Source organism: Methanothrix thermoacetophila PT (assembly GCF_000014945.1).
In the GTDB taxonomy this organism is placed as follows: Archaea; Halobacteriota; Methanosarcinia; order Methanotrichales; family Methanotrichaceae; genus Methanothrix_B; species Methanothrix_B thermoacetophila.
Map to the genome: position 1 here is coordinate 600246 of NC_008553.1, position 25700 is coordinate 625945.

Annotated in this window: 23 protein-coding genes and 2 tRNA genes; 10 read left to right on the forward strand and 15 right to left on the reverse strand. The window is 52.5% G+C overall.

Annotation, left to right across the window (positions count from 1 at the left end; all coding sequences use genetic code 11):
- Complete coding sequence (locus MTHE_RS02970; protein WP_011695767.1) at positions 1 to 285, reverse strand: energy-coupling factor ABC transporter substrate-binding protein; 285 nt, start codon at positions 283 to 285, stop codon at positions 1 to 3.
- Complete coding sequence (locus MTHE_RS02975; RefSeq protein ID WP_011695768.1) at positions 282 to 971, reverse strand: energy-coupling factor ABC transporter permease; 690 nt, start codon at positions 969 to 971, stop codon at positions 282 to 284. Before MTHE_RS02975 ends, MTHE_RS02970 begins: the two co-directional genes overlap by 4 nt.
- Positions 972 to 1310: 339 nt before the next feature.
- On the opposite strand from MTHE_RS02975, the gene MTHE_RS02980 reads away from it, so the two are divergent.
- Positions 1311 to 1535 carry a TRAM domain-containing protein gene (locus tag MTHE_RS02980; protein WP_011695769.1) on the forward strand — a complete coding sequence of 75 codons (225 nt, stop codon included), beginning with the start codon at positions 1311 to 1313 and terminating at the stop codon, positions 1533 to 1535.
- Positions 1536 to 1936: 401 nt separating this feature from the next.
- On the opposite strand, the gene MTHE_RS02985 is transcribed toward MTHE_RS02980, so the two are convergent.
- From MTHE_RS02985 to MTHE_RS03010, 6 genes are all read right to left on the reverse strand, one after another.
- Positions 1937 to 2437, reverse strand: coding sequence for a hypothetical protein (locus tag MTHE_RS02985; RefSeq protein ID WP_011695770.1), 501 nt, complete (start codon positions 2435 to 2437; stop codon positions 1937 to 1939).
- Between the two features lie 321 nt (positions 2438 to 2758).
- The gene (locus MTHE_RS02990; protein ID WP_011695771.1) at positions 2759 to 3445 is read right to left on the reverse strand and encodes a hypothetical protein; all 687 of its coding nucleotides are present in this window, start codon (positions 3443 to 3445) and stop codon (positions 2759 to 2761) included.
- A gap of 104 nt (positions 3446 to 3549) precedes the next feature.
- Positions 3550 to 4545: a helix-turn-helix transcriptional regulator gene (locus tag MTHE_RS02995; RefSeq protein WP_175265723.1), complete on the reverse strand. Its 996-nt coding sequence runs from the start codon at positions 4543 to 4545 to the stop codon at positions 3550 to 3552.
- A 347-nt stretch (positions 4546 to 4892) separates the two neighbouring features.
- On the reverse strand, positions 4893 to 6101 hold the full coding sequence (locus tag MTHE_RS03000; RefSeq protein WP_011695773.1) for an ABC transporter permease: 1209 nt from the start codon (positions 6099 to 6101) through the stop codon (positions 4893 to 4895).
- Between the two features lie 13 nt (positions 6102 to 6114).
- Positions 6115 to 6975: a COG1361 family protein gene (locus tag MTHE_RS03005; protein ID WP_011695774.1), complete on the reverse strand. Its 861-nt coding sequence runs from the start codon at positions 6973 to 6975 to the stop codon at positions 6115 to 6117.
- The gene (locus tag MTHE_RS03010; protein WP_175266010.1) at positions 6972 to 7658 is read right to left on the reverse strand and encodes an ABC transporter ATP-binding protein; all 687 of its coding nucleotides are present in this window, start codon (positions 7656 to 7658) and stop codon (positions 6972 to 6974) included. Before MTHE_RS03010 ends, MTHE_RS03005 begins: the two co-directional genes overlap by 4 nt.
- Positions 7659 to 8416: 758 nt before the next feature.
- On the opposite strand from MTHE_RS03010, the gene MTHE_RS03015 reads away from it, so the two are divergent.
- From MTHE_RS03015 to MTHE_RS03030, 4 genes are all read left to right on the forward strand, one after another.
- Positions 8417 to 8860, forward strand: a complete 444-nt coding sequence (locus MTHE_RS03015; RefSeq protein WP_011695776.1) for a TadG family pilus assembly protein — start codon at positions 8417 to 8419, stop codon at positions 8858 to 8860.
- A gap of 425 nt (positions 8861 to 9285) precedes the next feature.
- The gene (gene uppS, locus MTHE_RS03020; protein ID WP_268741197.1) at positions 9286 to 10041 is read left to right on the forward strand and encodes a polyprenyl diphosphate synthase; all 756 of its coding nucleotides are present in this window, start codon (positions 9286 to 9288) and stop codon (positions 10039 to 10041) included.
- A 28-nt stretch (positions 10042 to 10069) separates the two neighbouring features.
- A tRNA-Arg gene (locus MTHE_RS03025) sits at positions 10070 to 10155 on the forward strand.
- A gap of 391 nt (positions 10156 to 10546) precedes the next feature.
- A complete protein-coding gene (locus MTHE_RS03030; RefSeq protein WP_011695778.1) occupies positions 10547 to 10897 on the forward strand; it encodes a nascent polypeptide-associated complex protein in 351 nt (116 codons plus the stop codon).
- 153 nt (positions 10898 to 11050) lie between these two features.
- Here MTHE_RS03030 and MTHE_RS03035 read toward each other — a convergent pair whose 3' ends face one another.
- Positions 11051 to 11764 carry a hypothetical protein gene (locus MTHE_RS03035; RefSeq protein WP_011695779.1) on the reverse strand — a complete coding sequence of 238 codons (714 nt, stop codon included), beginning with the start codon at positions 11762 to 11764 and terminating at the stop codon, positions 11051 to 11053.
- Positions 11765 to 11904: 140 nt separating this feature from the next.
- Between MTHE_RS03035 and scpB the strand changes: the two genes are divergently transcribed.
- Positions 11905 to 12936 (forward strand): SMC-Scp complex subunit ScpB, encoded by a 1032-nt coding sequence (scpB, locus tag MTHE_RS03040; protein ID WP_011695780.1) that lies wholly within the window; start codon positions 11905 to 11907, stop codon positions 12934 to 12936.
- A 142-nt stretch (positions 12937 to 13078) separates the two neighbouring features.
- On the opposite strand, the gene MTHE_RS03045 is transcribed toward scpB, so the two are convergent.
- Both MTHE_RS03045 and MTHE_RS03050 read right to left on the reverse strand, forming a co-directional pair.
- Positions 13079 to 13573, reverse strand: a complete 495-nt coding sequence (locus MTHE_RS03045; protein ID WP_175265724.1) for a matrixin family metalloprotease — start codon at positions 13571 to 13573, stop codon at positions 13079 to 13081.
- Complete coding sequence (locus tag MTHE_RS03050) at positions 13542 to 14327, reverse strand: Mrp/NBP35 family ATP-binding protein (RefSeq protein WP_232840892.1); 786 nt, start codon at positions 14325 to 14327, stop codon at positions 13542 to 13544. The genes MTHE_RS03045 and MTHE_RS03050 overlap by 32 nt, the downstream gene beginning before the upstream one ends.
- A gap of 808 nt (positions 14328 to 15135) precedes the next feature.
- Between MTHE_RS03050 and MTHE_RS03055 the strand changes: the two genes are divergently transcribed.
- Entirely contained in the window at positions 15136 to 17370 is a 2235-nt protein-coding gene (locus tag MTHE_RS03055; RefSeq protein ID WP_011695783.1) for a DNA topoisomerase I, read from the forward strand.
- Positions 17371 to 17532: 162 nt separating this feature from the next.
- Here the strand turns inward: MTHE_RS03055 and MTHE_RS03060 are convergent.
- The 3 genes from MTHE_RS03060 to lonB form a co-directional block, all read right to left on the reverse strand.
- Positions 17533 to 17607, reverse strand: a tRNA-Ile gene (locus MTHE_RS03060).
- A gap of 408 nt (positions 17608 to 18015) precedes the next feature.
- The gene (locus MTHE_RS03065) at positions 18016 to 19329 is read right to left on the reverse strand and encodes a TldD/PmbA family protein (RefSeq protein ID WP_011695784.1); all 1314 of its coding nucleotides are present in this window, start codon (positions 19327 to 19329) and stop codon (positions 18016 to 18018) included.
- Positions 19330 to 19337: 8 nt separating this feature from the next.
- Positions 19338 to 21245 carry an ATP-dependent protease LonB gene (gene lonB, locus MTHE_RS03070; protein ID WP_011695785.1) on the reverse strand — a complete coding sequence of 636 codons (1908 nt, stop codon included), beginning with the start codon at positions 21243 to 21245 and terminating at the stop codon, positions 19338 to 19340.
- A 403-nt stretch (positions 21246 to 21648) separates the two neighbouring features.
- On the opposite strand from lonB, the gene MTHE_RS03075 reads away from it, so the two are divergent.
- From MTHE_RS03075 to MTHE_RS03085, 3 genes are read left to right on the forward strand one after another with little or no spacing between them, the layout of a single operon-like run.
- The gene (locus tag MTHE_RS03075) at positions 21649 to 21879 is read left to right on the forward strand and encodes an Lrp/AsnC ligand binding domain-containing protein (protein ID WP_011695786.1); all 231 of its coding nucleotides are present in this window, start codon (positions 21649 to 21651) and stop codon (positions 21877 to 21879) included.
- Positions 21879 to 23720, forward strand: a complete 1842-nt coding sequence (locus MTHE_RS03080; protein ID WP_011695787.1) for a DNA topoisomerase VI subunit B — start codon at positions 21879 to 21881, stop codon at positions 23718 to 23720. The genes MTHE_RS03075 and MTHE_RS03080 overlap by 1 nt, the downstream gene beginning before the upstream one ends.
- Positions 23713 to 24786, forward strand: a complete 1074-nt coding sequence (locus MTHE_RS03085; RefSeq protein WP_011695788.1) for a DNA topoisomerase IV subunit A — start codon at positions 23713 to 23715, stop codon at positions 24784 to 24786. The genes MTHE_RS03080 and MTHE_RS03085 overlap by 8 nt, the downstream gene beginning before the upstream one ends.
- 62 nt (positions 24787 to 24848) lie before the next feature.
- Here MTHE_RS03085 and MTHE_RS03090 read toward each other — a convergent pair whose 3' ends face one another.
- Entirely contained in the window at positions 24849 to 25700 is an 852-nt protein-coding gene (locus MTHE_RS03090; RefSeq protein WP_011695789.1) for a CBS domain-containing protein, read from the reverse strand.

Here is a 25700-nt window from a genome sequence, read left to right on the forward strand (position 1 = left end):
CTAGTTTCCTTCTCCAGCTTTCCTTCTGTAATACCCCAGGAAGTACCCTATGATCAAACCGCCAATGGCAGCCTGGAGGCTGAAGAAGAGGCTCTCGATCTCGCTACTTGGCGGCTCCCAGAGGGGCTGGAGCCAGGGTGTGTAGCTACCGCCCGTTATCTCCTCTATAACACCCTCAGCCTTCGCGTCCGCGCCCTCCCATTCGTGAAGGCCGCTCTGGCTTGTCCAGAGAAACGCCACGAAGAATACCAGAATCGATGCCAGTGCTATGACCTCTCCCTTCATGTCGCACCCCCCTGCAGCCTCAAGAGATCGGGTTTTGAGATAACATTGAGTCTTATCAGAACATCACTCCTCGCCTGGAGTATGTATTTGAACATGAGAGCCGAGATCACACCCTCTATACCAGCCAGCGGCACCTGCGTTATCGCGAAAACCGCGGCAAACGCCTTCAGTGAGAGAAGAACTCCCCCATCAGCAGCTGGAAACGCAAGCGCGAGCTGCAGTGATGTCACGAGGTATGTCGCGAGATCCGCCAGTGCTGCTGCCAGGAAGACAGCGAAGTACAGGTTGAACCTCTGCGTCGCTCTGTAGATCAGATACCCCACCACAGGCCCGGCAATCCCCATGGAGAAGACGTTCGCCCCGAGCGTGCTCAGACCTCCATGCGCCAGAAAAAGCGCCTGGTACAGGAGAACGATTGTGGAGAGGACGGACGTTATCCAAGGTCCAAACAGTATGGCGCCTATGCCTGTGCCTGTGGGATGCGAGCAGCTCCCTGTGACAGAGGGGAGCTTCAGGGACGAGAGCACAAATATAAAGGCGCCCGCTACCGCCAGAAGCGGCAGGGTCTCGCGCTGCTCACGCGCCATTCTGCTTATCCTGCTCACTCCATATGCCACGAAAGGAAGCGATGCCGCAAACCATATCTCCCACCAGGGATGCGGGAGAAACCCCTCCATGATGTGCATGCGCCCAGATCCGTGGGTCAGATATATAAAGATTACTTGAGTATTTATCAAAAAAGTTTAACTCATCCGACGACCCCGGCGTTGCGATGCAATCGCTGCTTTGGAGATTTCGTAACAAAATTGATATAAGTTGTATGAGTTCTGAATACTGATAAGCAGAATTTATCCGAATAAGCGAGAAATAATTGTGACAAACAAGAGCTGTAAGGCACATACTTTTGACTCCCGTCGATTATTTGGATAGGTCTGGCAAGCAGAGCAAAAGGTTCTTATACTTGTACGTCAGACACATGGATGCGCAAAAACTCTGTGGAGTTTTTCGCTTAGGATGGATGAAAGTTGTTTAGACGTGATGAAGGATTTTCACATGGTGCTGCACCTTCTGCCCCTGTGGCGGTTGGCACCGAGTACAACGTGAAGATAGAGGATATAGCCCGTGAAGGGGACGGTATTGCAAGGGTTGAGGGCTTCGTTATCTTTGTCCCGGATACAAAGGTCGGGGATCAGGTAAGGATTCAGGTCGACCGTGTGATGCGCCGCTTCGCGATCGGCCATCTGGTCTGAAGACCATTAGCTTTTGCACAAGGTGTTTGCTGGTTCTGCGAACCACGCAACCTTTGTTTTTTGGTTACGCATTCGGATCATTGATATGAAAGCTTGTGATCTCGCATAATTCCAGATCTATCATGTCGATGAATGCCGATTCCTGAGATCCAGTTCAATGATAGAGTGTACACCCTGTTTTTGAGCTGGCTCATCTCCGCGAATTATTCGGAGATCCAGATTGAGCAGAGTTTTTCAGAATTGTTGGACTTTTTCATCAGGCGAATAGGCCTTACAGAAAAATAGCCGCTCTGCAATTTGAAAGAGCCTGGTTCATATCCAGTGCCACTTTCGTGCAAACCAGTACATCACCTGCCTATTTGGATTTTCCAGTTTGGCTGTCTGGACTATGACCGCGTATGTCAACCGCGAGGGGCCAGATGATGCCAACCTCGTCTCATTTCATCCGGAACCATCTCGAGGATTATGCTGTAGCTGCCCCTCGCGCTTCCCGCATTGATCCTCATGCTCCCCTTGCCGAGCTGTAGATCATCGTCGATCGTGAGACTGATGTTGCCAACAACCTCACCACCATCTGCTTCATCCCCAACTCTCGCATCTCTGAACCTGATTCTGGCCAGCTCCGCATCTATAGTTGTTATATTTTCAGATCGCATAAGAGCGATTCCCCTCAGCTGGTATACATCCTGCGCTAACCTGAGGACACCTCTGTACGTGATGTTGCCCCTGTTTATTTCTGCCTGTATCTCCTCAAGGCTCATGTTCGATGAGAGCAGCTCCCTCACTTTTGCCGGGTCCACCTCCCTCATGCCCTCGATCCATATGCTCAGCACTGAGGACGCATTTTCGCGGAGGGCAATCCCGCGATAATGAAGCATCGGGATCACACAGCCCTCCTGCATGCACACCCCATGCCGCACCGTTTCCGGACCCTGCGGTGGTTCCGGTGGAGGCATATCCGGAGGCACATCCGGACTCAAATGCATCAAATGCACACCTGTGAAGGGGATGCCAGAGGATGAACTTATAACAACAAATCCCACGATCAGGGCTACTGCTATTTTATGCATCAATCACACCACGCCCAGATGCTCTGGCTGATATGCACAATCTACTGCAGGTGCCTGGATAAATATGCACTGGAAGATGCAGGACATAAAGGTTACCAGGAGTGCTGGCCTCATTAAGGCCAGCAGATCCTGCAAGGGAACCCCATATCATAGTCATCTATGCATCTTTCCGTAACCAGGTCCCCCCATCGGACCCTGGGCTCCGCCCATGGGCCAGTAGGGACATTCCGTATAGCCCTTCCCTCTCATCTCCGCGAGCGTCGTGTTCTCCATCTCTGCAAGCCTCTTCTCTTTAAGCTCTCTTATCTCCGCGAGCGTCATGTTCTCCAGCTCAGCTCTCTTGCTCTCTCTGAGCTCTCTTATCTCCGCAAGCGTCATGTTCTCGAGATCCTCTTGTGTGATGTCATCCATCAGAAGCCACATGCCGCCCAGTCCCTTCATACAGATATCAGCATCACAGGGCCCCACCCCTCTGAGACCCTGGGCTCCGCCCATGGGCCAGTAGGGACATTCCGTATAGCCCTTCCCTCTCATCTCCGCGAGCGTCGTGTTCTCCATCTCTGCAAGCCTCTTCTCTTTAAGCGCTCTTATCTCCGCGAGCGTCATGTTCTCCAGCTCAGCTCTCTTGCTCTCTCTGAGCTCTCTTATCTCCGCAAGCGTCATGTTCTCGAGATCCTCTTGTGTGATGTCATCCATCAGAAGCCACACGCCGCCCGGCCTCATCTCAGGACCCCATCCACGATCATCGAACCTGCCACGCACGCCATCATGCATGGACATCGCTGGCACAGCAAGAAGTGCTGTAAGCACCAGCACACCCATAATCTTCAATCTTGACACGTCATCACCTCGTCCTCTTGGACATGATCAGCTCTGGCCGAACGATATAAAAGAGGCATGCAGAACGAACGTACATGCAGAGGACTAATTTATGGTAAAACCGTTCAGGATCGTTCTTTCCTGGAAACAAACCACTCTGCTATCTCTATGACATTCGTTCTACCCCATTCCCTCTTCTTTATCAGTTTTCTCCTCTCCAGAGAGTTCAGAATGCCACTCAAAGACGACTTCGGGATGCCAGTCTCGTATCGCAGATCCGCCTGGGTCATGCGTCCGCTCTTTCTCAGGAGCGTCTCTATTACAGTCCTCTCCCGGTTTGTCAGCGTCTCTATAACCGCAGCCATCTCTCTCGTAATTTCTATTGGCTCTGATCCCGGAATGAATGGAGTTCTGGGGGACTCTTCCGCATGCTGATCAATATCCTGCGCCCCCTCATGCATATCCTCCCCGCAAACGCTGTCAGAGTGGAGCGATTCATCTGATTCTCTCCCTGGAGCATCCTGACGGCCGATCTCCTGTGGCTCCGATCGCGAGGTCATCCTGCTATGCATCCCCACCCTTCTTCTCAGAATCCAGAAGGCACTGAGACATGCAATCAGTACCAGAGACGCGGCCATCGCAAAATACGTCTGGCTCTTCTTTGCTGGTTGCATGGACGCATTTACAGATGAGACATTGGAAGATGTCAAGAGCGGCTGTCTGTATTCAACAACCACAGAAGGATCCATGAGATCGTATCCCTGAAGATCTACAGCCAGCGACTGGTTTGTTGATGATACAAGATAACTAAGGCCCTCTGAAGGGTTTATGCTGCTAAGCATCGCATCTCCTGGAAGGAAGAGCACCATACTGTACCGCTCGTATGAACCATAAGAGTGGATCTGGAGGGTCCATGCATCTCCTGCCTTAGATGTGAGGGTGTTTGTCAGGGCATAGAGCTGAGATGTGGAGTTGTCGTAGCTGTATTGGGATGATGTCAGGAATGATAGCCCCTCAAGGCTGTCCGCGTATCCGGTTATGAGAGCCTTTCCAGTCCAGTCAAGGTAAACGTTCAGAACGAGAGAGCGGTTATCATCAGCAGATATAGCAGCAGGGCTCATTACAAGCGAAAAGAGGATGCATAGCCAGAGGGCTTTCGCAGCTCTGATTGACAGCCTGGGCGTTCGATTCATACGACATTCACATGCGCTAATCTTCTTGGTGATCTTCTTGGTCTAATTGCTTCGATGTATAGAAATGGTTTTCGATGTCAGGAGCGGAGTTATACTCACACGAAGTATGTTTAATTTTACATATAATATTATGCCTTTGGCATTCCTCATCAAGATGTACAATATGGCTTAATCACCGTGAAGGTGTTTAAATACCATTTACAGGCTCTGATATCGCCTCATCGGCCATTTTCATCATTTCGGCACACGTTTTCTTCCGATCGGTGTTTCTGAGATCATTCGCTTCTCAGCGCCTCGATCGGGTCCAGCATGGCGGCCTTGTTCGCGGGATAAACTCCTGCTATTATTGTAGATATTGCTCCGAAAAGCAGCCCTATGAGCATCGACTGTATCTTTATTGCGGACGGCAGACCTGCAAGCGATCCTATCGCAAATGACAGGATGATGCCAAGCACTATCCCGATTATGCTGCTGACCACCCCCAGCAGACCGGCCTCCAAGAGGTACTGGATGCGGATATCCTGCGTCGTTGCGCCGAGGGCCTTCATGACCCCTATCTCGCGAATCCTCTCCTTCACTGTGAGCATCATCACATTTGCGATGCCTATACCGCCAACGACGAGCGATATCGCGCCTATTCCAGCAAGCGCGTACTTGATCATGCTCAGTATGCTCATCAGTGATGTTAGCATATCCCTCGCTGTCGTTGCGTCATACGCCTCGTCCTTGTGATACCTCTCCAGATCGAGCTTAATCCGGTCAACCACCTCATCAACAGTCTCAGGATCATCAACTGTGACCTGGAAAGTTCCATAGTAGTAGTTCTCCCTTCCGAGAAGCTCCTTCATGGCCTTGTGTGTGACATACATCTGTGTATTGATATTACCAGCCCTCATTCCGGAGGACTCCTCCTCTCTGAGAACTCCAACAACCTTTAAGTCCATGTAGTTATCCTCGTAGTATATTCTGATCCTGTTTCCTGGAGAGATCCTCATTCTGAATATCCCATCGGCGACACCACTGCCTATCACGATCGATGTGTAGTCTGACTCTGTGAGAAATCTCCCCTGAGAGATCTTAGATTTGAGATCATGCTCCTTCTCCGGATCGACACCTATCAGAGTGGCGGAAGCGTTTGTATTCCTGAAGCTGACTATCACGCCTGTGGATGTCTGCGGCGCCACATTTCTCACTCCAGGTATGTTCTCCAGGAGTTTTGTGTCCTTATCTGTGAATTTGGCTGGCTCCTCCGGGCTTCTGGTTGGGGGTCCACCAAAGGTGAACCTCCCTGGAGACACATGTATGACGTCGAGATCCAGCGCGCTGAACTGTGATGATACTCCTGAGTACAGTCCCTCGCCGACGGATAGCATGACCACTATGGCCATGACTCCTATTATTATTCCAAGGCTGGACATCATAGTCTTGAAGCGATCAGCCTTGAACCCTATCGATATGAGATCCAGGAGATCGTAAAGCTTCATGTTAGAGCTCCGGCTACTGAACCTTCAGTCTCTTTCGCCTGTAGATGTAAGCAGCAGGTATCAGAAGCAAAACTGCTATGCCGGCGAACAGAAGGTTGTTCCGTTTGGGCTCCACTCGAGGTGGAGAGTACCGTGTTTCGTATACCTCAGACTCATGCCAGGTCTCGCCGTTCTTGAACCGCGCCACAAAGCTCAGGTTTGTGGGCGCATTAAGCTCTGTCTGCCCTATGGGATCCACTTTGAAGCTTATCGTGAAGACCTCATCAGGGTCCATGGTGCCTATGTAATACTCCTCTGGTGAGAACCTGACGCCCCTCGCAGAAGGGATTATTGTAACAGCATTCACAGTGTTCTCACGCGGGTTGGCAACGTTGAGATTGATGCTGCCCATGGTAGTGTCCTCTGCCCGCGTCAGGGTGACGGCTGCTGGATCGACCTTCACAGGTATCGTTCTGTGGATTGTTATACTATCATAACCGCCCTGCACCTCGAAGTCAAGAAGATGTGTGCCTCTAGTGGCGTTCTCAGAGGCCCTGATCTTGTAGTAGATCGTGATCCTGTCAGTGGGGCCGATCATCCCGAGGTTATGGTAATCCTCTGTGAGAACATCGATCATATCAGTGCCTTTGAGCTTTGTGGCATTGAGCGGCGTCGAGATGAGCGCGCTGTGCGCTGTGGTCCCTGCTACAGACTCCCCGCCAGCGCCGTACTCAGCAGCACCGTTCTCCAGCTCTATGGCGATTATCGCCTCATCTCCCGGCATTAGAACTGCCGGATCCACAGTCGATTGTATGTTCACCGGCATGTGATATATGTAAGCGCATGCGACTGATATGATGAGCAGCAATGATTTAATCCACAATAGAGATCTCATGATGATTCCTCCATCGATGACTGATCTAGTATTCTGCCGTCCCTCATTCCGATGACACGGTTGCAGTACTTTGTTATCTCAGGGTTGTGTGTGACCATTATGATCGTCCGGCCTTCTCTGTTCAGACCGCTCAGAATATCCATTACCTCCTCTGTGCTTTTGAGATCAAGATTCCCTGTGGGCTCGTCCGCGATTATGATCTCAGGGTTGTTTGCAAGCGCCCGTGCTATCGCGACCCTCTGCCTTTCTCCTCCGGAGATGTTGAGCGGGCTGAAATCTGCCCTGTGCGCCACGCCAACGGACTTCAGCAGCTCAAGCGCTCTGTCTCTCCGCTCATCACGTGGCATGCCTTTGAGCATCATCGGCAGCTCGACATTCTTGAGCACGGATATCCGCCCGATGAGATTGAAGGCCTGGAATATGAAGCCTATTCTGTCTCTTCTTATCATCGCGAGCTCCTCCTCTGAAGCCCTGCTCACATCCCGATCGAGAAGAATGTAGGTGCCTGCAGTTGGTCTGTCAAGACATCCGATGATGTTCATAAGCGTGGATTTCCCGCTGCCCGACGGCCCCATCAGCGCCAGGAAATCTCCCGAGTCTATGCTAAGGTTGATTCCCTTCAGCACGGGGAGCTCCACATCGCCTGTGATGTATGTCTTTCTTATGTCGCTGAGCGATATCACCCTCAATCCAGCACCACCACGGATTTCCACGGGAACTGTTCAGGAGATCTGCAGAACGATAGATAAAGTGTACACCGATCGAACGTACTATGAACGTACAGATCGTTCCGTTTCGCAGTAACGACCATCTGCGAGCTCCCGCGTAAAACACGCCATATGGAGAGGCATGAAGGTCTGAAATAGAACAGTGCAGCTTCAAAATAGCATGGCGCAAACTCCAATCTTAGATGGTGAGGTTGTCTCAAAATTCCCAGGCATATTGATTTATGTAGATTGTATTTCCGCGCAGGATCGATGCAGATCTGCATCGTGCTTAAATAGTTTCGAGACAAATTCGGTAACAACGTATGCAAAAGGCTATCGAAAATCGCCATTAAGAGCGTGCGGTTCTATCGCAGTTTGCAATAAAAATCCAGATCATATACCTCCCGCCCCCATGTGATCTGCAGCGTCCCCAGAAAAAGTTCATGAGACATCCTGCTGAGGGCGGTCGATTCCATGTGTTCCATTCGGCGGTGCGATGCCACAACGTACCTTCGCGCAAAGGCAGATGTACGGTCGCGAATCAGATCTGCACGCAAAACCGGCTTCAGTGAAGAATATGGCCTGCCGATACCGAATTTATTTCGGGTTATTTTTAGGTGTTTTTATAAACAATATGATGATATGATAATAATATTAAATACATGAGAATCTTAGAAAAGGTTTAAATCTTAATTAAGAGAAGATGTTTTGACTAAAAGGCAAGGAGGTATTGCATGAAGATCGTAGCATGTACGCTTATGCTTGCTTTGGTTCTGTTCCTGGGAGCGGCATATGCGGAGGATACTGCAGAGAACGTCACTGCAGAGAATGTAACCGCTGAGGAGGCCATTGCAGAGAACGTCACTGCAGAGGCTGCGCCACTGTACATCGCTGACGTCAACATCGAGGAGGGCTATGTGGAGATCGCCAACGATGGCAATGCATCCCAGAGCCTGGAGAACTACACGCTCAAGATAGATGAGAACGAGCCGGTAACACTGGGTGCGATCGAGGTCCAGCCGGCCAGCTCCGTAAAGCTCTTCCTGGGCGCTGGCGAGAACACCGAGACAGAGATATACCTGAACACAACGATCGAGTTCGCCGAGACCGGTACAGTCTCTCTCATGGATCCAGAGGGCAACGAAGTCTCCACATTCGCATACCCAGTGACTGAGTAAAGGCAGTGCAGGATTATCTTTTTTATTTTGCTATTCATTTTTGAAACCTGTCCGAATAAAGATTGAGTGTCTTCTCCATCCAAAAGGTGTAAGCCGCAGATCTCTGATCTCATCTCTTATCCGGACAGATCCCATTTTTGCTTTCATTAATGTGATAGAAAGCAGCAGGGCGCAAACTCCAATCTTCAGGAGAGGAGGTCACTCTGTTCGTGTGTGTGAACTGCCCCACCCTGAAGGGCAGGGCTTCCCACTTCATAGCCAACACCTATCTATCATTTATCGTTGAGCGTACCAGAGGCAGGAAGAACTTCGTTTTCATCCCCACTGCGCCCACTTCTCTCCAAAGAGTTAAATACCTGATCGGATAGCTTGCCTAAGGGATTTTTTTGAAATGCAGAGGTCTCCTGCTATCGTCAGCATATGCAGTGTACGAGAGATTGCTCAAGCAACAGCTCGCAAGGGGTCCAAGAGTGGAACACGTCGCAGTTATCCAAGATGGGAACAGACGATATGCGAACCGACACAACATGCCCGTGTCGAACGGCCACAGGCTCGGCGCGAAGACGACGGAGAAGATATCAGACTGGTGCCTGGAGCTTGGAATAAAACACCTGACGGTCTATGCATTCTCAACAGAGAACTTCAGCAGGAGCGAGCCAGAGAAGAGATACATCTTCAACCTGATCACGGAGAAGCTCCTTGAGCTGTGCAGCTCGGAGAAGATACACAAAAACAGGGTTCGCGTCAGAGCCATTGGCCGGATCGATATGCTACCTGAGTATTTGCAGAACGCCATAAAAGAGGTCGAGGCTGCGACTGAGGGATACAGCCAGATGTATCTCAACGTGGCGCTCGCATATGGAGGGCAGTACGAGCTGATCGACGCCACCAGGGCCATGGCAAGAGACCTGCGTGCCGGTGTGATCAGAATCAGCGATCTAGATGAGGATCTTGTAGGCAGGTACCTGTATCCTACCACAGAAACACCCGTGCCGAAGGTCGATCTCATAATAAGAACGGGTGGAGAGATCAGGACGTCCAACTTCCTTCCCTGGCAGGCAAATGGAAGCGAGTGTGCTGCATACTTCTGTGCGCCATACTGGCCTGAGTTCAGAAAGATAGACTTTCTCAGAGCCATCAGGACAGCCCAGTCGTACGCCTTCAGATCAACAGGCTTATAACCAGGAAGGATTTCATGACTCACTCGTTGTCCCGATGGGGTAGCGGATATCCCGGAGGCCTGCGGAGATCGTCGCAGACAGCCTTCAACCCGGGTTCGAATCCCGGTCGGGACGTTTGAATTTTGGTGCTGCAGCCTGCCCGATGCGGAATCCGCTGGGTGGGCGTCTCTTTACAGAGATGCTCGTTCTCGAACCACACTCCGTCGGAGTTACCTGCACTCCGGTATTCACCAACCACAAGTTCGGGGATTGCAGCTTCTCGGGCCTCTCCGAATAACAGCCGAATTCAGAAATCTGTAGCTTGCTGCGTTTGGATGGTGGGGATGTCTAACCCTTATTCGGGCAGGTTCCATCTCTCCTCGGATGAACGTGTCCGAATAAGGATTGTGTGTTTATGATGTGCAGAAGAGGGGGATGATCCAGATTTCTGGCTACAGCTCTTATCCGGACAGGTCCCTCGGATAAGGATAAATCCAACAATATTCATCCAGCATATGGTGGTCTGATGTTTCCAGGACTTGGTGGACGGGGAATGAGCCCCAAGAAGATGAAGGGCATGCTGAAAAGCATGGGCATAAACATCGACGAGATCGAGGGCGTCGAGGAGGTCGTCATACGAACCTCAGATAGAGAGATAGTAATCAAGAATGCATCTGTGGCGGTAATGGAGGCGCAGGGCAACAGGAGCTATCAGATATCCGGAGATGTCACAGAGCTTCCCAGAGTCTCACCCTCGGATGTCGAGCTTGTCGCATCTCAGACAGGAGCAAGCCCTGAGGAGGCCAGGGCTGCGCTGATGGATTGCGGGGGCGACCTTGCTGAGGCGATAATAAAGCTGAGCTCGAAGACCTCGTGAAGATGTAAACGTGATTCTTATCCATTTGATGGGCTGCCAAAAGAAGGAGTGTTCATGCTATGCTTCGCGGCGACTGTGAATGTATGCCTCCACAACCACATTGCATGCCCTGCAAGCTGCTACGCACATAAGAGTGACGTGATCGTCCGACAATTACGGATCGTAGATGACCGGTATGCCATGCGATGCAGCGATCTTATCGACAGCATCCTTTAATCCGAGATGCCTCATGGCACTCCTGCTTGCCTCAACTAGGATGACGAGATCGCTATCGTGAAGAGCTCTGCCGATCCGTGAGGCCTTGCTCCCCAGCCTCGGATCCGGCCTTCTCACCAGAATTACATGCGCATCACCCATCACAAATGTGCCATCCTCAGACATATGCCCCAGCTGGATCGTAACTTTGTCAGAATCCTGTGATAGCTCGAAAGCGATAGGGTAGTTCGCGAACTCATTGTGGTCGTAAATTTTTCTGTCCCGCAGGGCGTATCTCAGCTCCTCCATAAGCCTCTTCGCCAGATCGACAAGCTCCATCTGGGCCTTTCTTGAGAAGTCTCTGCACTTCGCTATGGAGAGAAACGTCAGATGATGGAGCGGCTGGCCTTTCTTATGACAGTATGCGTGCGTATCGATGACATCGTAATCATCCTCCAGTGGGAAGAAGCATGGCGCATAGCTGTCGCAGTTTTTGCATTTGAGTTCTATCACCTTGGCCTTGTCCAGAAATGGCGCCAGACCTTCAAGTATCTCAAGCATATCTATGATCTGAGCGCTGGAGTTGTTCGTGCTCTGCAACCCTCTGACTATGAACATGAGCTCATCTGCCTCACGGCCAGATTCCTTTGACTTCTGAACCGACTCACTCATTCTAAAGGCATGAGTGCTGGAGCGAATTTAAATATATCTCAAGCCCAGAGAGCATGTCTTTTGATTTCCCAAAGTATGTTGGATAGAGATTATAAGATGACAGAACATCACTGCTCACAGGAGGTCTCAGAACGACGAAGGTGGATGCGAAAGCTCTTGTGGAGGCGATGCTATTTGCAGCGGGCCGGCCTCTCTCTGTGGAGGAGATATCAGGCCTCTCGGGACTCGACGCCAAGGATGTGCTCGATGCCGCGAATTCCCTCTTGAGGGAGTATGCATCACGCGGTGGTGGCATCGAGGTGAGAGCTGTCGAGGGATCTTTTGTGATGCAGGTCAGAGGAGATCTCGCCCAGTCAGTGGCAATGGTCGCGCCGAGGGAGCTCGATTCCTCAGTGATACGCACGCTTGCTGTTATCGCATACAGACAGCCAATAATGCAGAGCGAGCTGGCACGGATCCGTGGGAACAAATGCTACGAGCATGTCAGGCTCCTGGAGCGGATGGGTCTGATAAGTGCGAGCAAGAAGGGCAGAACCAGGGAGCTGAGGACGACAAGGGGGTTTGCGGAGTACTTCGGCCTGCAGTCGGCGAGCCCCGAGTTCTTGAGGGGGATTATCGCCGGGAAGCGTGAGATTATTGGAATCACCCCGATATACGAGAGCCTGGCCAGACGCCTTGGCATCGATTACGTGATTGTAAACCCATACAGGCCTGAAGATGGTGATATTGCCAAGCTCAGGGAGGTCCATCTCCTTATAGCGTCCCCAGGATATGCAGAGAAAATAAGAAAGCACTACTCAGGGGAGATCATCGAGATCGGCACGTCGACGTTCTCGAAGCTGAAGGAGGGTGTGGAGAAACTGATGCTTATGCGGAGAGACGTTCCGGGTGCAGAGGCTCTGATCAGAGAGGTTGATGCCGCTTTAAAGGATTACAGGGAGAGGGCAAAAGGCCTGGGTCCGGTGAAACCCCTGACGCCGATTGCAAGCGAGATCGCGCTGGACATGCATCTGGATGTAGAAGAACGCGGTGTGACTGCTGCAGCCGATTACACAGGCGAGAACGCTGAGATCATAATACCCACGCACCAGGAGGGCCATATAGATATAATCGAAAGGATAAGACAGAGATACGACGCAATGCTTGATGGGCTCAGAGAGCGGCATAGGTGAAGCCTAAGGTTTTGAGACGAGCGTGCTTCTCACAGCGTTTGCTGATACGTGTGGTCGTTCTGCTCACGAAAAAGTCGAGTTCAACCGAGATCTACGGTAACTGCGAAGATGTGCTTTAATGGTGGCCAGGAGTACCTGAATTCTAGGGTACAGGATGCAAATCATATTCAGAGGCTGGACCACGCTGCTTTTCCCTTGCGATCCAGAAGCACTGCTCGCACAGCGCGAACGGTCGTCTCTCGACCTCTTCCTCATTCATTGCGGGCTGCATTAGGCAGCGCTCGATGCAGTGATCCAGCCCGAGAATGTGCCCTATCTCGTGCATGACCACGTTCATCCAGGCGCCTCTTGATAAACCAAAGGTCGTGGTGATGGCGCATCGCCCAGCCGCACATCCGAATATCGAACCCACGCCAGCGAGATATATCTCGCCATCAACCACCAAGATGGCTGGATGTGCTCCGAATTTTCTTAAAAGCATGCTCAGGAGTACCACGGCGTCAGTCCTGCCCTGCAGATCTTCCTGCGGATTCGAGAACTCCATGGAGAGGCCGAGATTCTGAAAGGACATCTCAAACAGAGAGCTGAGCATCTCCCTCTCCGAATCATCCCCGCTGAAGAGTACCCTCACGATCATCTGTATCAAGCGCACGTGTTATCTTGAAAGCTATCGCCTCCATCGACCTGAGCCCTGGTGAGCTCACCTCAATACCATCAAGATACCTGTACAGCATGCTCAGCTCCGGATCAACAGGAACTGAACCCAGAAAATCCACATCCATATCCCTGGCATGGACTTCTCCATTTCCCGATCCGAATGCCTCCACCCTCTTCCCACAGTGAGGGCATACAAGACCGCTCATGTTCTCGACCATACCGATTATGCGCACATTCATCTTCCTGAACATGTCGATTGATTTCAGAGTATCGATGATGGCGACATCTTGCGGTGTTGTGACGACCACGACACCATCCAGATCGGGTATCAGCTGGACGAGGCTTATGGGCTCGTCGCTCGTTCCGGGCGGCAGATCCACGATCAGATAATCGAGATCACCCCAGCAGACATCCGAGAGGAACTGTTTTATGGCCGCCATCTTCATAGGGCCGCGCCATACGACCGATGTTCCGGATGTCGGGAGTATCAGAGCCATTGACACGACCTTGATGTTGCCAACAGTTGCAGGATGTATACCATCAGGCCCCACTGTAAGACGCTCGTCCTCTATTCCAAGCAGCTTGGGTATGTTCGGTCCTGTTATATCCGCATCAAGCAGGCCGACGCTGTAACCCCTCTTTGCCAGCCAGATCGCGAGATACGCTGCCACTGTGCTTTTGCCCACACCGCCCTTGCCGCTTCCCACAAGCATCTTTCTTTTTATCCGTCTCATGCGGTTCTCTTCATCTGTACAGGATCCACGCGCATCACACCTGTCACAGGCCATATCACATCTATCTTGCATGTCTCAGCCCTCTAAGCAGTTCGAATACAGATGGTTTCCAAATAAATCCCTTTGGATTATCTGCGTGAACGTGTCCGGATAATAGCTGTGGCCGAAAATCTGGATCTTCCCATCTTCTGCATATTATAAACACATAATCCTTATTCAGATACGTCCATCTGTGTGAACGTGTCCGAATAATGATTGAGCGTCTTCTCCATCCAAAAGGAGCAAGCCACAGATTTCTGAATTCATCTCTTATTGGGACAGGTCCTCTGTGTGAATGTGTCCGAATGAAGATTGAGTACCTCCTCCATCCAAAAGGAGCAAGCCACAGATTTCTGAATTCATCTCTTATTGGGACAGGTCCTCTGTGTGAACGTGTCCGAATGAAGATTGAGTACCTCCTCCATCCAAAAGGAGCAAGCCACAGATTTCTGAATTCATCTCTTATTGGGACAGGTCCTCTGTGTGAACGTGTCCGAATGAAGATAAAAACCAGAAATCCGGAGCTTACTGCCCCTGGATGCTGTTTATGAGGCAGAATCGGCAGAGTGGTGAGATCTGTACAGATAGCATCAATTGCATCTAACCCATATGCAAGTTTGCTGATCCGCTAAATCACAGGAATGAGTCTCATTCCAGGATATGTTTTGCCTGCCAGCCATCCAATCCTCGTTGAAGACTTTCGGATACAAATGCCTGCGCGGAGATCCCGACAGATTCTTATATTTCCTATAAGAGTCTCCGAAGATGAATGCACCTCATCATTGCTGAGAAGCACGATGCTGCGAAGAGAATATCCGAGATTCTTGCAGGTAAGAAACCGACTGTTACAAAGGTTTCCGGCATCGATACATTTCGTTTTGATGACCGTGTTGTTATAGGCCTCAGCGGCCATATTGTGGGCCTGGATTATCCTGAGTGCTACAACAACTGGCATAAGGTCGATTACAGGGATCTCATCAGGGCGGAGATCGTATCGAGACCGACGCAGGAGAGGATAGTCTCAGCTCTCAGAAAGCTCGGCAGAGAGGCAGACCGCGTAACGATCGCCACAGACTATGATAGAGAGGGAGAGCTCATAGGTGTTGAGGCCCTCTGCATACTGCAGGAGGTCAATCCATCCATAAAAGCGGACAGGGTGCGGTTCAGCGCCATAACAAAAAGCGAGATTCTGAGGGCATTCGCCCAGCCGGAAGAGGTCGACTTCAATCTTGCCGCATCCGGCGAGGCGAGGCAGATCATAGACCTCGTGTGGGGCGCTGCACTGACGAGATTCATATCGATAACATCAGGTCGGCTCGGGAAGGAGTTCCTCTCTGTGGGCAGGGTTCAGTCGCCGACGCTGGCGCTGATCGTGGATCGCGAGAAGGAGATCGAGTCGTTCCAGCCGAAACCCTACTGGGAGATATATGCAGATCTCGAGAAGGGTATCAGAGTAAGGCATTCAAAATCCAGGATCTGGACCAGGGACGAGGTCGACCGCATATTGAATTCTCTGAGCGATGTGGCACGCGTCAGATCGATATCCAAAGGGGAGCGGAGGGATAGGCCGCCAACGCCCTTCGATACCACCAGCTTCATCAGTGCGGCCAGCAGCATCGGCTTCACAGCGGCAAACGCGATGAGGATTGCAGAGTCCCTCTACACGAATGGCTACATCAGCTATCCAAGGACAGATAACACAGTGTACCCACCATCGATCGATCTGAGATCGCTGCTCGAGATGCTCTCATCAGGACCTTTCCGTGAGGATGCACTGGAGCTGATGAAGGGCAGCATCACACCTACAAAAGGAAAACGCTCGACAACGGACCATCCCCCGATATACCCGACGTCTGTAGCTGATAAAGATGACCTCAAAGAGGATCAGTGGAAGATATACGAGCTTGTTGTAAGGCGGTTCTTCGCGACACTCTCTGGAGAGTGCGTCTGGGAGACCACAAGCATCAGCTTTGATATCGGGGATGAGGTATTCAGGGCGAACGGCTCCAGGATTCTGGACTTGGGATGGAGAAGGTACTATCCATACAGCAGGGCCGAGGAGAACGTTCTTCCTCCTCTCCGGGAGGGAGAGGGGCTGAAGGTCCTCAGCCATGAGGTGCTGTCTAAAGAGACCCAGCCGCCTGCCAGGTTCGGGCAGGGACGTCTCGTCAAGCTCATGGACGAGCTGGGCCTGGGTACAAAGTCGACCAGGCATGATATAATCAGCAAGCTCTATGCGAGGGCCTATATCCATGGCAATCCGATAAGACCGACGAAGACTGCGTACGCTGTTGTCGACACGCTCCAGCGCCATGCCCCTGCGATCACGAAGCCTGAGATGACAAGGACTCTCGAGAACGACATGCTCAAGATCGCAGAGCGGAAGATCACAAAGGGCGAGGTCATCGAGGAGTCGAGGCAGATGCTAGAAGCTGTATTCGATGAGCTTCTCGCCCACAGGAAAGAGATAGAAGATTCGCTGAGGGAGGGACTTCGTGTCGACAGGATCGTGGGAAAGTGCAGGCTGTGCGGCTCCGATCTGATTATAAGACGTGGCAGACGAGGTGCCAGGTTTGTGGGGTGTTCCGGGTATCCTGAGTGCAGGTTCACGCTCCCCCTCCCCAGGGGTGGCATGATCGTTGTCACGGAGCGGAGATGCGAGACGCACGACATGAATCACATCAGAATCATAAATCGTGGGAAGAGGCCATGGGATCTCGGATGTCCATACTGCAACTTCAACAACTGGCAGGCGAAAAAGGGATCAAAAACGCAGCGGATGCCCGAGCTTGATGATATCTCGGGGATAGGTCCGAAGAGCAGGGAACGCCTCGAAAGCGCGGGAATAAAAACGCTGGAGGCGCTTGTCTCCACAGACCCTGCCAGCATCTCAGAGTCGACTGGCATCAGCATCAAAAAGATCATCTCGTGGCAGGAGTCGGCCAGGAGCATCATCCACAAAGGAGAGCAGGGCGGCGAGGTGCCCGGATCATCCACGTGCTGACGAGCTGTGGTGGATCATGGGATCGATTTGCTGGAAGATTCTACTGGATTCGATAGACCAGCGTACGGAATGCAATTGAGTGCTGTGGGCCACAACGGGCGCACGGCCCAGCAGTGACAGGGCGTGACCGCATTAAAAACCTGCTTCAATATGGAGTGGACATGGGCCTGGCCGGATTTGAACCGGCGACCACTCGGTTATGAGCCGAGCGCTCTAACCGGACTAAGCTACAGGCCCGCAAGACCACAGGAACCCGATTTTGCGCAACCACTGGCGTTATGCCTACTTTTCACTCCTGTATTTATAGCTTGTGTTATGCATCTCGGGTGTGTCCAGATGAGAGATGAATTCAGAGATCTGTGGCTTGCTCCTTTTGGATGGAGAAGACGCTCAATCATTATTCTAACAGGTTCTGCATCCTGTCCTCCCGGCTCTGCGCAGGTTCTGCCTCCCCGGGAAGACGCTCAATCATTATTCTAACAGGTTCTGCATCTCGATCATAATATGTGTGATGAAGAATAATTCATTGAAATCCGCACATTCTTAGCGCTCTGCCTGAGATGCTTCAGCCACAAATGGTGTGGATTGAGGCAGACAACAGAAACAGGCGCGGAGATCGCATTTACAGCATGGTACGCATGGATTTCATCCAGCACCGCCGACGACCGCCTCATCTATCAGGATGTGCGGCGCGCCATCGCCCACAGGCACAACCTGACCACCCTTTCCGCATCCTCCGCTGTTGAACCTGAGGTCGTCTGCGACCGCTCTGACGCCCTTCAGAATGCTCAGGGTCTGGCCCGAGAGTGAGACATCCCTTATGAGCTCTGAGATCTCTCCTTTCCTCACAAGATAGCCTCTCCTGGCATTGAACTGGAAGATCCCCTCAGCGGTGTTGACCTGGCCGCCACGGCTTCCTATGAGGTAAACTCCATCTCTCATCTCCTCAAAGATCTCTTCCAGACTCCAGTCGCCATTGGCCAGGTATGTGTTTGACATCCTCACTATCGGGCGGTTGTATCCCTGAGCCCTTGCATTCCTCGGACTCCCCCCAAGTCTTCCGGCAGTCTCTCTTGTATGGAGATAAGATCTCAGTATCCCGTTCTCAACGAGAACTGTTTCTCTCGCTGCAGATCCCTCGTCATCGAAGGGATAATGGCCGTAATGCATGAGAGATGGATCGTCTTTAACAGTTACAAGCTCAGAGCCTATCTGCTCTCCGACCCTCCCCTGGAGTATCGATCCACCCTCGAGAACTATGTCTCCCTCTGCGGCATGCCCCACAGCCTCGTGTATGAATACACCGCCCAGCTCCTGGTCCAGCACGACCGGGAACCTCCCGCCTTCAGGGACCCTCGCGTCCAGCAGATCGAGGGCTGTTCTGGCTGCCCTGCGCGCCAGTTCAAACGGATCCTCCCGCTCGATCAGCTCCAGCCCACAGACACCAGCTCTTATCTCGCTGCTCGACTGGAGGAGGCCGGACCGCATGGCGACGGCGCTTATCCCGAAGCCAGTCCTGGTCACGGAGCTTCTCAGCGATGCTCCATCTGAGCTGCTGTACTCTGTCTCAGTGAGAATATCTGTGTAGAACACACGCGTGCTCGAGATCCCGGGGAGCCTTGCTGCCCTCTCTATCTCCCTGACAAGATCAACCTTCTCCTCCAGGGAGACCGATGATGGATCCTTCTTCACCGGCACCCTGCAGCTGAGACCCCTCTCGCTCTCAGCCAGATTAAGTATCTCACGGCCACCGATTGCCCTGGCGATCCCACAGGCCCTCTCGATGCTCCTCTCAAGGTCTTCAATGCTGTCGCTCCTCACGAAGCCCCATGCGCCATCCACGAGAGCTCTGACCGCCACGCCCTGGAATATGCTCTCCGAGATCTCCTCGACCTTCGAGTTGTCAACGACTATGCTTATCCTCCGGCCCCTCACGATCCTGGTATCGAAGAACTCCATGGAGATCACTAGAGTATGCTCATCGCTGGACTTGGAATGCCATCCGGTATTGAGATACCTATCTTCTTCTCTGTTGCGAATCTCCTGAGCTTCTCGAGGAGCTTGGACCTCTGCCCGGCAAGACTGTACTCAAAGACCTCGCTGATATTGGACACGGGTATGATCTCTATCTTGTCCCGTATGGATTCATCCACCAGCACGTCGCCCATGTTGGATTTTGGTATGAGCACGGTCTTTATCCCGGCCTGGGCAGCCGCCTCTATCTTCTGTGTTACCCCTCCGACGGGTAGCACATCTCCTCTGACTGAGAGGGAGCCCGTCATCGCGACGCTCTGCTTTACTGGTATTCCCTCAAGCGCAGAGACTACCGCTGTGGCTATCGATATCGACGCGCTATCCCCCTCAACGCCCTCGTATGTGCCGATGAACTGGATATGGACATCCTTTGTTGTTATGTCCTCTCCCTGGAGCTTCTTGATCAGAGCTGAGACGTTTGTCACGGCCTCCTTCGCGATCTCCTGAAGCCGGCCGGTCGCAATCACCCGCCCCTCCTCCTTGGACTGGGCAGGAGTGACCTCTGCCATTATGGGCAGGACGATGCCGGAATCGCCAATGACAGCAAGCCCGTTCACCCTCCCCACCTCATCGCCAGAGCTCTTGTACATGCTGTACTCCTTTCGCCTCTCGAGATATCTGTCAGCCATCTGCTGCTCCAGCGATCTCGCCATCTTTTTGGCCTCTATGACATGCCTGGCCTCGGTCAGTGGAGCGCCCTCAGATCTCGCGATATCGCCGGCGACACGTATAAGACCTCCGAGGTCCCTGAGCATCAGCGTCAGATGGCCCTTCCTGCCGGAACGCCTCTTCGCCTCTCTGATTATCTCGGCCACAGCATCCCTGGTGAAGTGCGGGATCTTGCCGTCACGCACAACCTCCTGGGCCACGAACCTTATCAGCTTGTCCCTGTTCTCCACAGTGTCCTCCATGGTGTCCCTCATGTAGACCTCATAGCCGTAGCCCTTTATGCGGGACCTGAGCGCCGGGTGCATTCCCTGAACCGCGTCCAAGTTCCCCGCGACGACCATTATGAAGCTGCATGGCACAGGTTCAGTCCTCACGAGCGCTCCTGAGGACCTCTCGCTCTGACCTGTTATCGGATACATGCCCTCCTGAAGGGCTGTGAGAAGGCTCTGCTGCGACTCCAGCCGGAGCGTGTTGATCTCATCTATGAATAGCACACCCTTGTGAGCCCTGTGTATGGCGCCGCACTCAACCCTCTCATGGCTAGGGGTCTCGAGGCCGCCAGACTGGAAAGGATCATGCCTGACATCACCGAGCAGAGCTCCGGCGTGTGCACCTGTTGCATCAACGAATGGAGCTGTCTTCTTGCCGCTGTTGTCGACAAGAAGTTTCGGAATGAACACATCCTCTTTTGGTATGAGATACCTCATTGAGAGAAATATCAGTGCTGCTGCGATTATCCCGAAGAGAAGCTGGCCTGTATAGTAGGCGTAGACTATCAGCCCCATGACGATGAGCATGAAGAACATGTTCCTCGTCTGGACCTTCTTCCTGGCCTCCATCTTGTGTGCATCCACGATCTGCCTGCCCCGACCTGCGGGCACGACCCTGATGCGTGGGTTGTTGTTGTCCTCCGGATTGTGATACACCAGGATATCCTGCAGCTCCTCCACAGGAAGGAGCTCGCTCATGGCCTTTCCCAGCATTGACTTGCCTGTACCGGGCGAGCCTATGAGCATCACGTGGCGGCGCTGATGTGCCGCCTTCTTGATCACCTCCACCGCCTCCTCCTGACCTATGACCTGGTCTATGAGGCTCTCGGGGACGGTGATGCTGCTTGTATCCTCAAACTGAATACTGCCAAGCAACTCGTTCGGTTCTTCCATACTCAACATCTGCCCTCTTAATCAGATCGTTATCCTTCTGATCTATATATTTGATGCTTACCTCACGCGAACATCTCTGTACCGGCCCGCGAATTGTGAAGTCAGAATTTTGTGCATATCCGTCGGCCGGGCCAAAGGGCTCGATTCGCTGAGCTACATCCCATGGTGCACAACCGAGCCGATCACTCGATCCCAGATAGCCTGGAGAGGTGCCAGCTCAGGTTATTGAAAGCACGCCATTGTGATCCCGGAGGGGCGGCTGGATGAGAGGCCCTGTACAGATAAGATCAGAAGTCAGAAATCTGGGCCTTACTTATTTTGGATGTTGGATAGACTTAATCCTTATCCGGAGACAACCGAATGATGTAAAGTTAATATAATATGTAGTGGTGTGTGTTTATGGTGAGAGGCAATGGTGATTGGAGTAACAATGGTCAAGGTAGTGCCTGGACAGGAGAAGCCGGTCTATAATGCACTGCGGCAGGTGGATGGTATAAAGAACGTCTATCACGTCTTTGGAGAGTTCGACTTCGTTGTGATCATAGAGGTCGATGGTCTCAGCACACTGAACCGACTGGTCGACACGATTCGCGAGATCGAGAACGTAACAGCAACACAGACCGTTGTTGGGGCAGAGCTTTAATGGATATAGCCGAGGAGCTGGCAAAGCAGCAGAGATCGATATCTGTTGCGGAATTCTTTGAGAAGAACCGCCAGATTCTTGGATTCGACTCCGCTCCGCGCGCCCTCATAACATGCGTCAAGGAGGCTGTCGACAACTCCCTTGACGCATGTGAGGATGCCGGCATACTTCCCGATATTTTTGTACAAATTAAACGCACCGGTGAGCTTTACCGTGTCATAGTCGAGGACAATGGGCCAGGCATCGTGCCATCTGAGATACCCAGAGTCTTCGCAATGCTGCTTTACGGCTCGAGATTTCATGTTCTCCGGCAGAGCAGGGGGCAGCAGGGCATAGGCATATCTGCAGCTGTCCTCTACTCACAGCTGACCTCAGGAAAGCCAGCGAGGATCACATCCAGGACATCGCCTGAGAGGCCAGCGAGATATGTGGAGGTTATGATCAATACGGCGAAGAACGAGCCGGAGATCATCAGAGAGAAGGATATCGACTGGGAGCGACCAAGGGGCACGCGGGTGGAGCTTGAAATCGAAGGATCGTATGTCCGGGGCAGGAGGCAGTCGGTTTACAGCTATCTGAAGAACGTAGCGATAGTGAACCCGCATGCAAGGATAACATTCGTGGAGCCGGATGGATCCACAGAGCGGTTTGAGAGGGCGACGGAGCTTCTTCCAAAGAGAGCATGTGAGATAAAGCCCCATCCTGCAGGAATAGAGCTCGGCGAGCTCACAAAGATGTTGAGATACACCGAGAGAAGAAAGCTCTCAAGCTTCCTGAAGGAATCGTTCACATCCATCGGCAACATCGCTGCTCAGGAGGTGATCCATAATTCAGGCCTTGATCCATCGATGGATCCCAGAAGCCTCAACTACGATCAGTCCAAGCGGCTTTTTGAGGCGCTCAGGCGCATAAAGATAAAGTCTCCCCCTGCCGACTGTCTCTCGCCGATAGGAGAGGATCTGATAAGATCCGGCCTGGCGAAGGAGTACAAGCTGGACTTCATCGCGACAGTCTCAAGGCCGGTCTCTGTATACTCCGGAAATCCCTTTGTGGTCGAGGCAGGAATCGGATTCGGCGGCGAACTCGAACGGAGTGGAAGAGTGGATATCCTGCGGTTCGCGAACCGTGTGCCTCTTATATACCAGCAGGGTGCATGCGCCATCACCCATGCGGTAGAAGGAGTCTCCTGGAAGAGCTATGGCCTGGACCAGCCAGGCGGGGGATTGCCGGTCGGGCCTGCTGTGATCCTGGTGCATGTAGCATCCACAAACATACCGTTTACATCCGAGTCAAAGGACGCAATAGCGGACATCCCTGAGATACTCACTGAGATAGATCTCGCGTTGAAGGAGATCGGCAGAAAGCTGAGGAGATTTCTCGCACTTCAGGAGACGCTTTCAGAGCGAAGGGAGAAGGAGGAGATCATAGGTAGGATTCTCCCAAGAATGGCAGACAAGCTCGCGGACATGCTCGGGCTCGAGAGGCCTGATATAAGCATGGTTGTGGCCAGGATCATGGGCAATATTCTGGTGAGAAGGGACATTAAGCAGGAGAATGGGCGTTTGAGGGTGTGTATAGAGATAGAGAACAACACCTCCGCGCAGAGAAGCTTCAAGCTGCACGAGATACTCCCTCTGGAGGCGGAGGAACTCGACCCACCTGCCAGAAGGGTTGATATGGGCGACCGCTACGACTACCAGTGGAGGATAGCGATCCGGTCCGGTGAGAGGATGGTCATCAGGTATACGATAAAAAACCACCTGCAGAGAATGCCGGAGGCTGTTGTCGAGGGGCTGGAGCCAGAGATTGTGACAGGAGCGAGGGTGCTGTCTGATGTCTGATCCGGAGAGCAGGCTTCTCAGTATAGCGAGATCTCTCTATGATCAGTTCAGGGAGGGCACTGTACCCCATCTCGTTCTTCCCACGAGGACGAAGAAGAATATCGAGTACAGCACGAAAGATGATGTGTGGGTTTATGGCGACCAGGAGAGCGTGAGAAGCGTCAAGACGATACGTGGTGCGAAGACGCTGCTCAAGACCGTGCATCTGGTGGATCTGCTAGTAAAAGAGCATCTAAGAGGAAATAGGGCATCAACGCTCAGGGAGATATACTACATCTCCGAGAACTGGGATCTTGCGAAGTTTGCAGAGCAGGCTGAGAGCGACCGCCTCATTGAAGATCTGGAGATAATCACAGGCCTGCAGCGAGAGGAATTTCATGTCAGGCCTGAGGAGGATGGCGCCGCTGTCTTCGGCCCTCTGAGAATCAGGGAGCGCACGCGGCGCGGCGAGCGTGAGATACACTGCCAGGAGGATATAGGGGAAGCGGGCTACCAGATACCGTTCAACGTTGATTTTGTTGAGTTCCTGGAGCATGATGCGAGAATGGTCATAGCAGTTGAGACAGGCGGAATGTATGCCAGGCTGATAGAGAACGGATTCGATGAGGAGTTCGATGCTATACTGGTGCACCTCAAAGGCCAGCCGGCACGGTCGACAAGACGCTTCATAAAGAGGCTCAACACGGAGCTCGGCCTGCCGGTGGCTGTCTTCACAGATGGAGATCCGTGGAGCTACAGGATATTCGCGAGCGTCGCATACGGCGCGATAAAGAGCGCGCATCTCTCCGAGCACCTGGCCACGCCGGATGCACGATTCCTCGGTGTACAGCCCACAGACATCGTTGAGTACAATCTATCCACAGACAAGCTCACAGACAGGGATCTTCATGCGCTAAGGGCAGAGCTCACAGACCCGAGGTTCGGCAGCGATTACTGGCAGATGCAGATACAGCTCCAGATAGACCTGAAGAAGAAGGCAGAGCAGCAGGCATTCGCCGGCAAGGGTCTGGACTTCGTCACGAAAAGATATCTTCCGGAGAGGCTCTCAGAGCTGGGGATGGTATAGGACGCGAATGAAACTCTTGCAGATGCAAGTGGATCAGCGCTGTCTCACATGCCATCGCTGCGCTACCTCTCGTATGCTGATATGAAGGGGAGCAGGAGGTTGTGGTCGTTCAGCATGCCAATCAGCTTTCTGTGAGCGTTTACAACAGGCATCTGGTCTATCCTCTTCTGCGACATCGTCCGCGCGCATTCGCTCACCCTGCTGGATCTCAGCGCGGTTATCGCCTGGACCATGGCCTCCTTCACCTTCACATTCTTCAGCGTGATCTTAGATACCTGGTAGTACCTGGAGATGGCCTCCTTCTGGCTCTCCCAGCTCCACTCATCCATCTCAGGCGCAGTGTCTGCATCTGCCTTCTCCAGGGACTCCTCGACGACGCTCTTTGCTATGAGATCTCTATCTGTGATTATGCCAACCAGCTGGAGATCTGTATCGATCACGGGGCATGCCTGGACCCCGGCATACTCCATTATCGCGCCCACCACCGGCAGCGGCATCTCTGCCCATACAACGACTACATTCCGCTCGAAATATTTATCTATGGTCTCATCTATGTTGAGAGACGCGATTACCTTCACGAGATCTGCAACGCTAATGATCCCCACAAGCCTCTCGTCCTCGACCACAGGCAGACGTCTCACACGTTTCTCAACGAAGAGCTTCGCAGCATCGACCAGACGATCTTCAGGATGCACGACATATGGATTCCTGGTCATGAGCATGGCGATCTGGTCCTCCTCCGGGTTCCGGAGAAGATCTGTCCTGGTGACCATGCCGACTACAGTGCAGTTCTTGACGACAGGAACGCCAGAGACATGCCGCTCGTTCAGAACCTTCAGCACCTTATCCCTGGTGCCGGGCAGGCTCACATAAGCGACATCCCTGACCATTGCATCTCTGACCAGGATATCCAA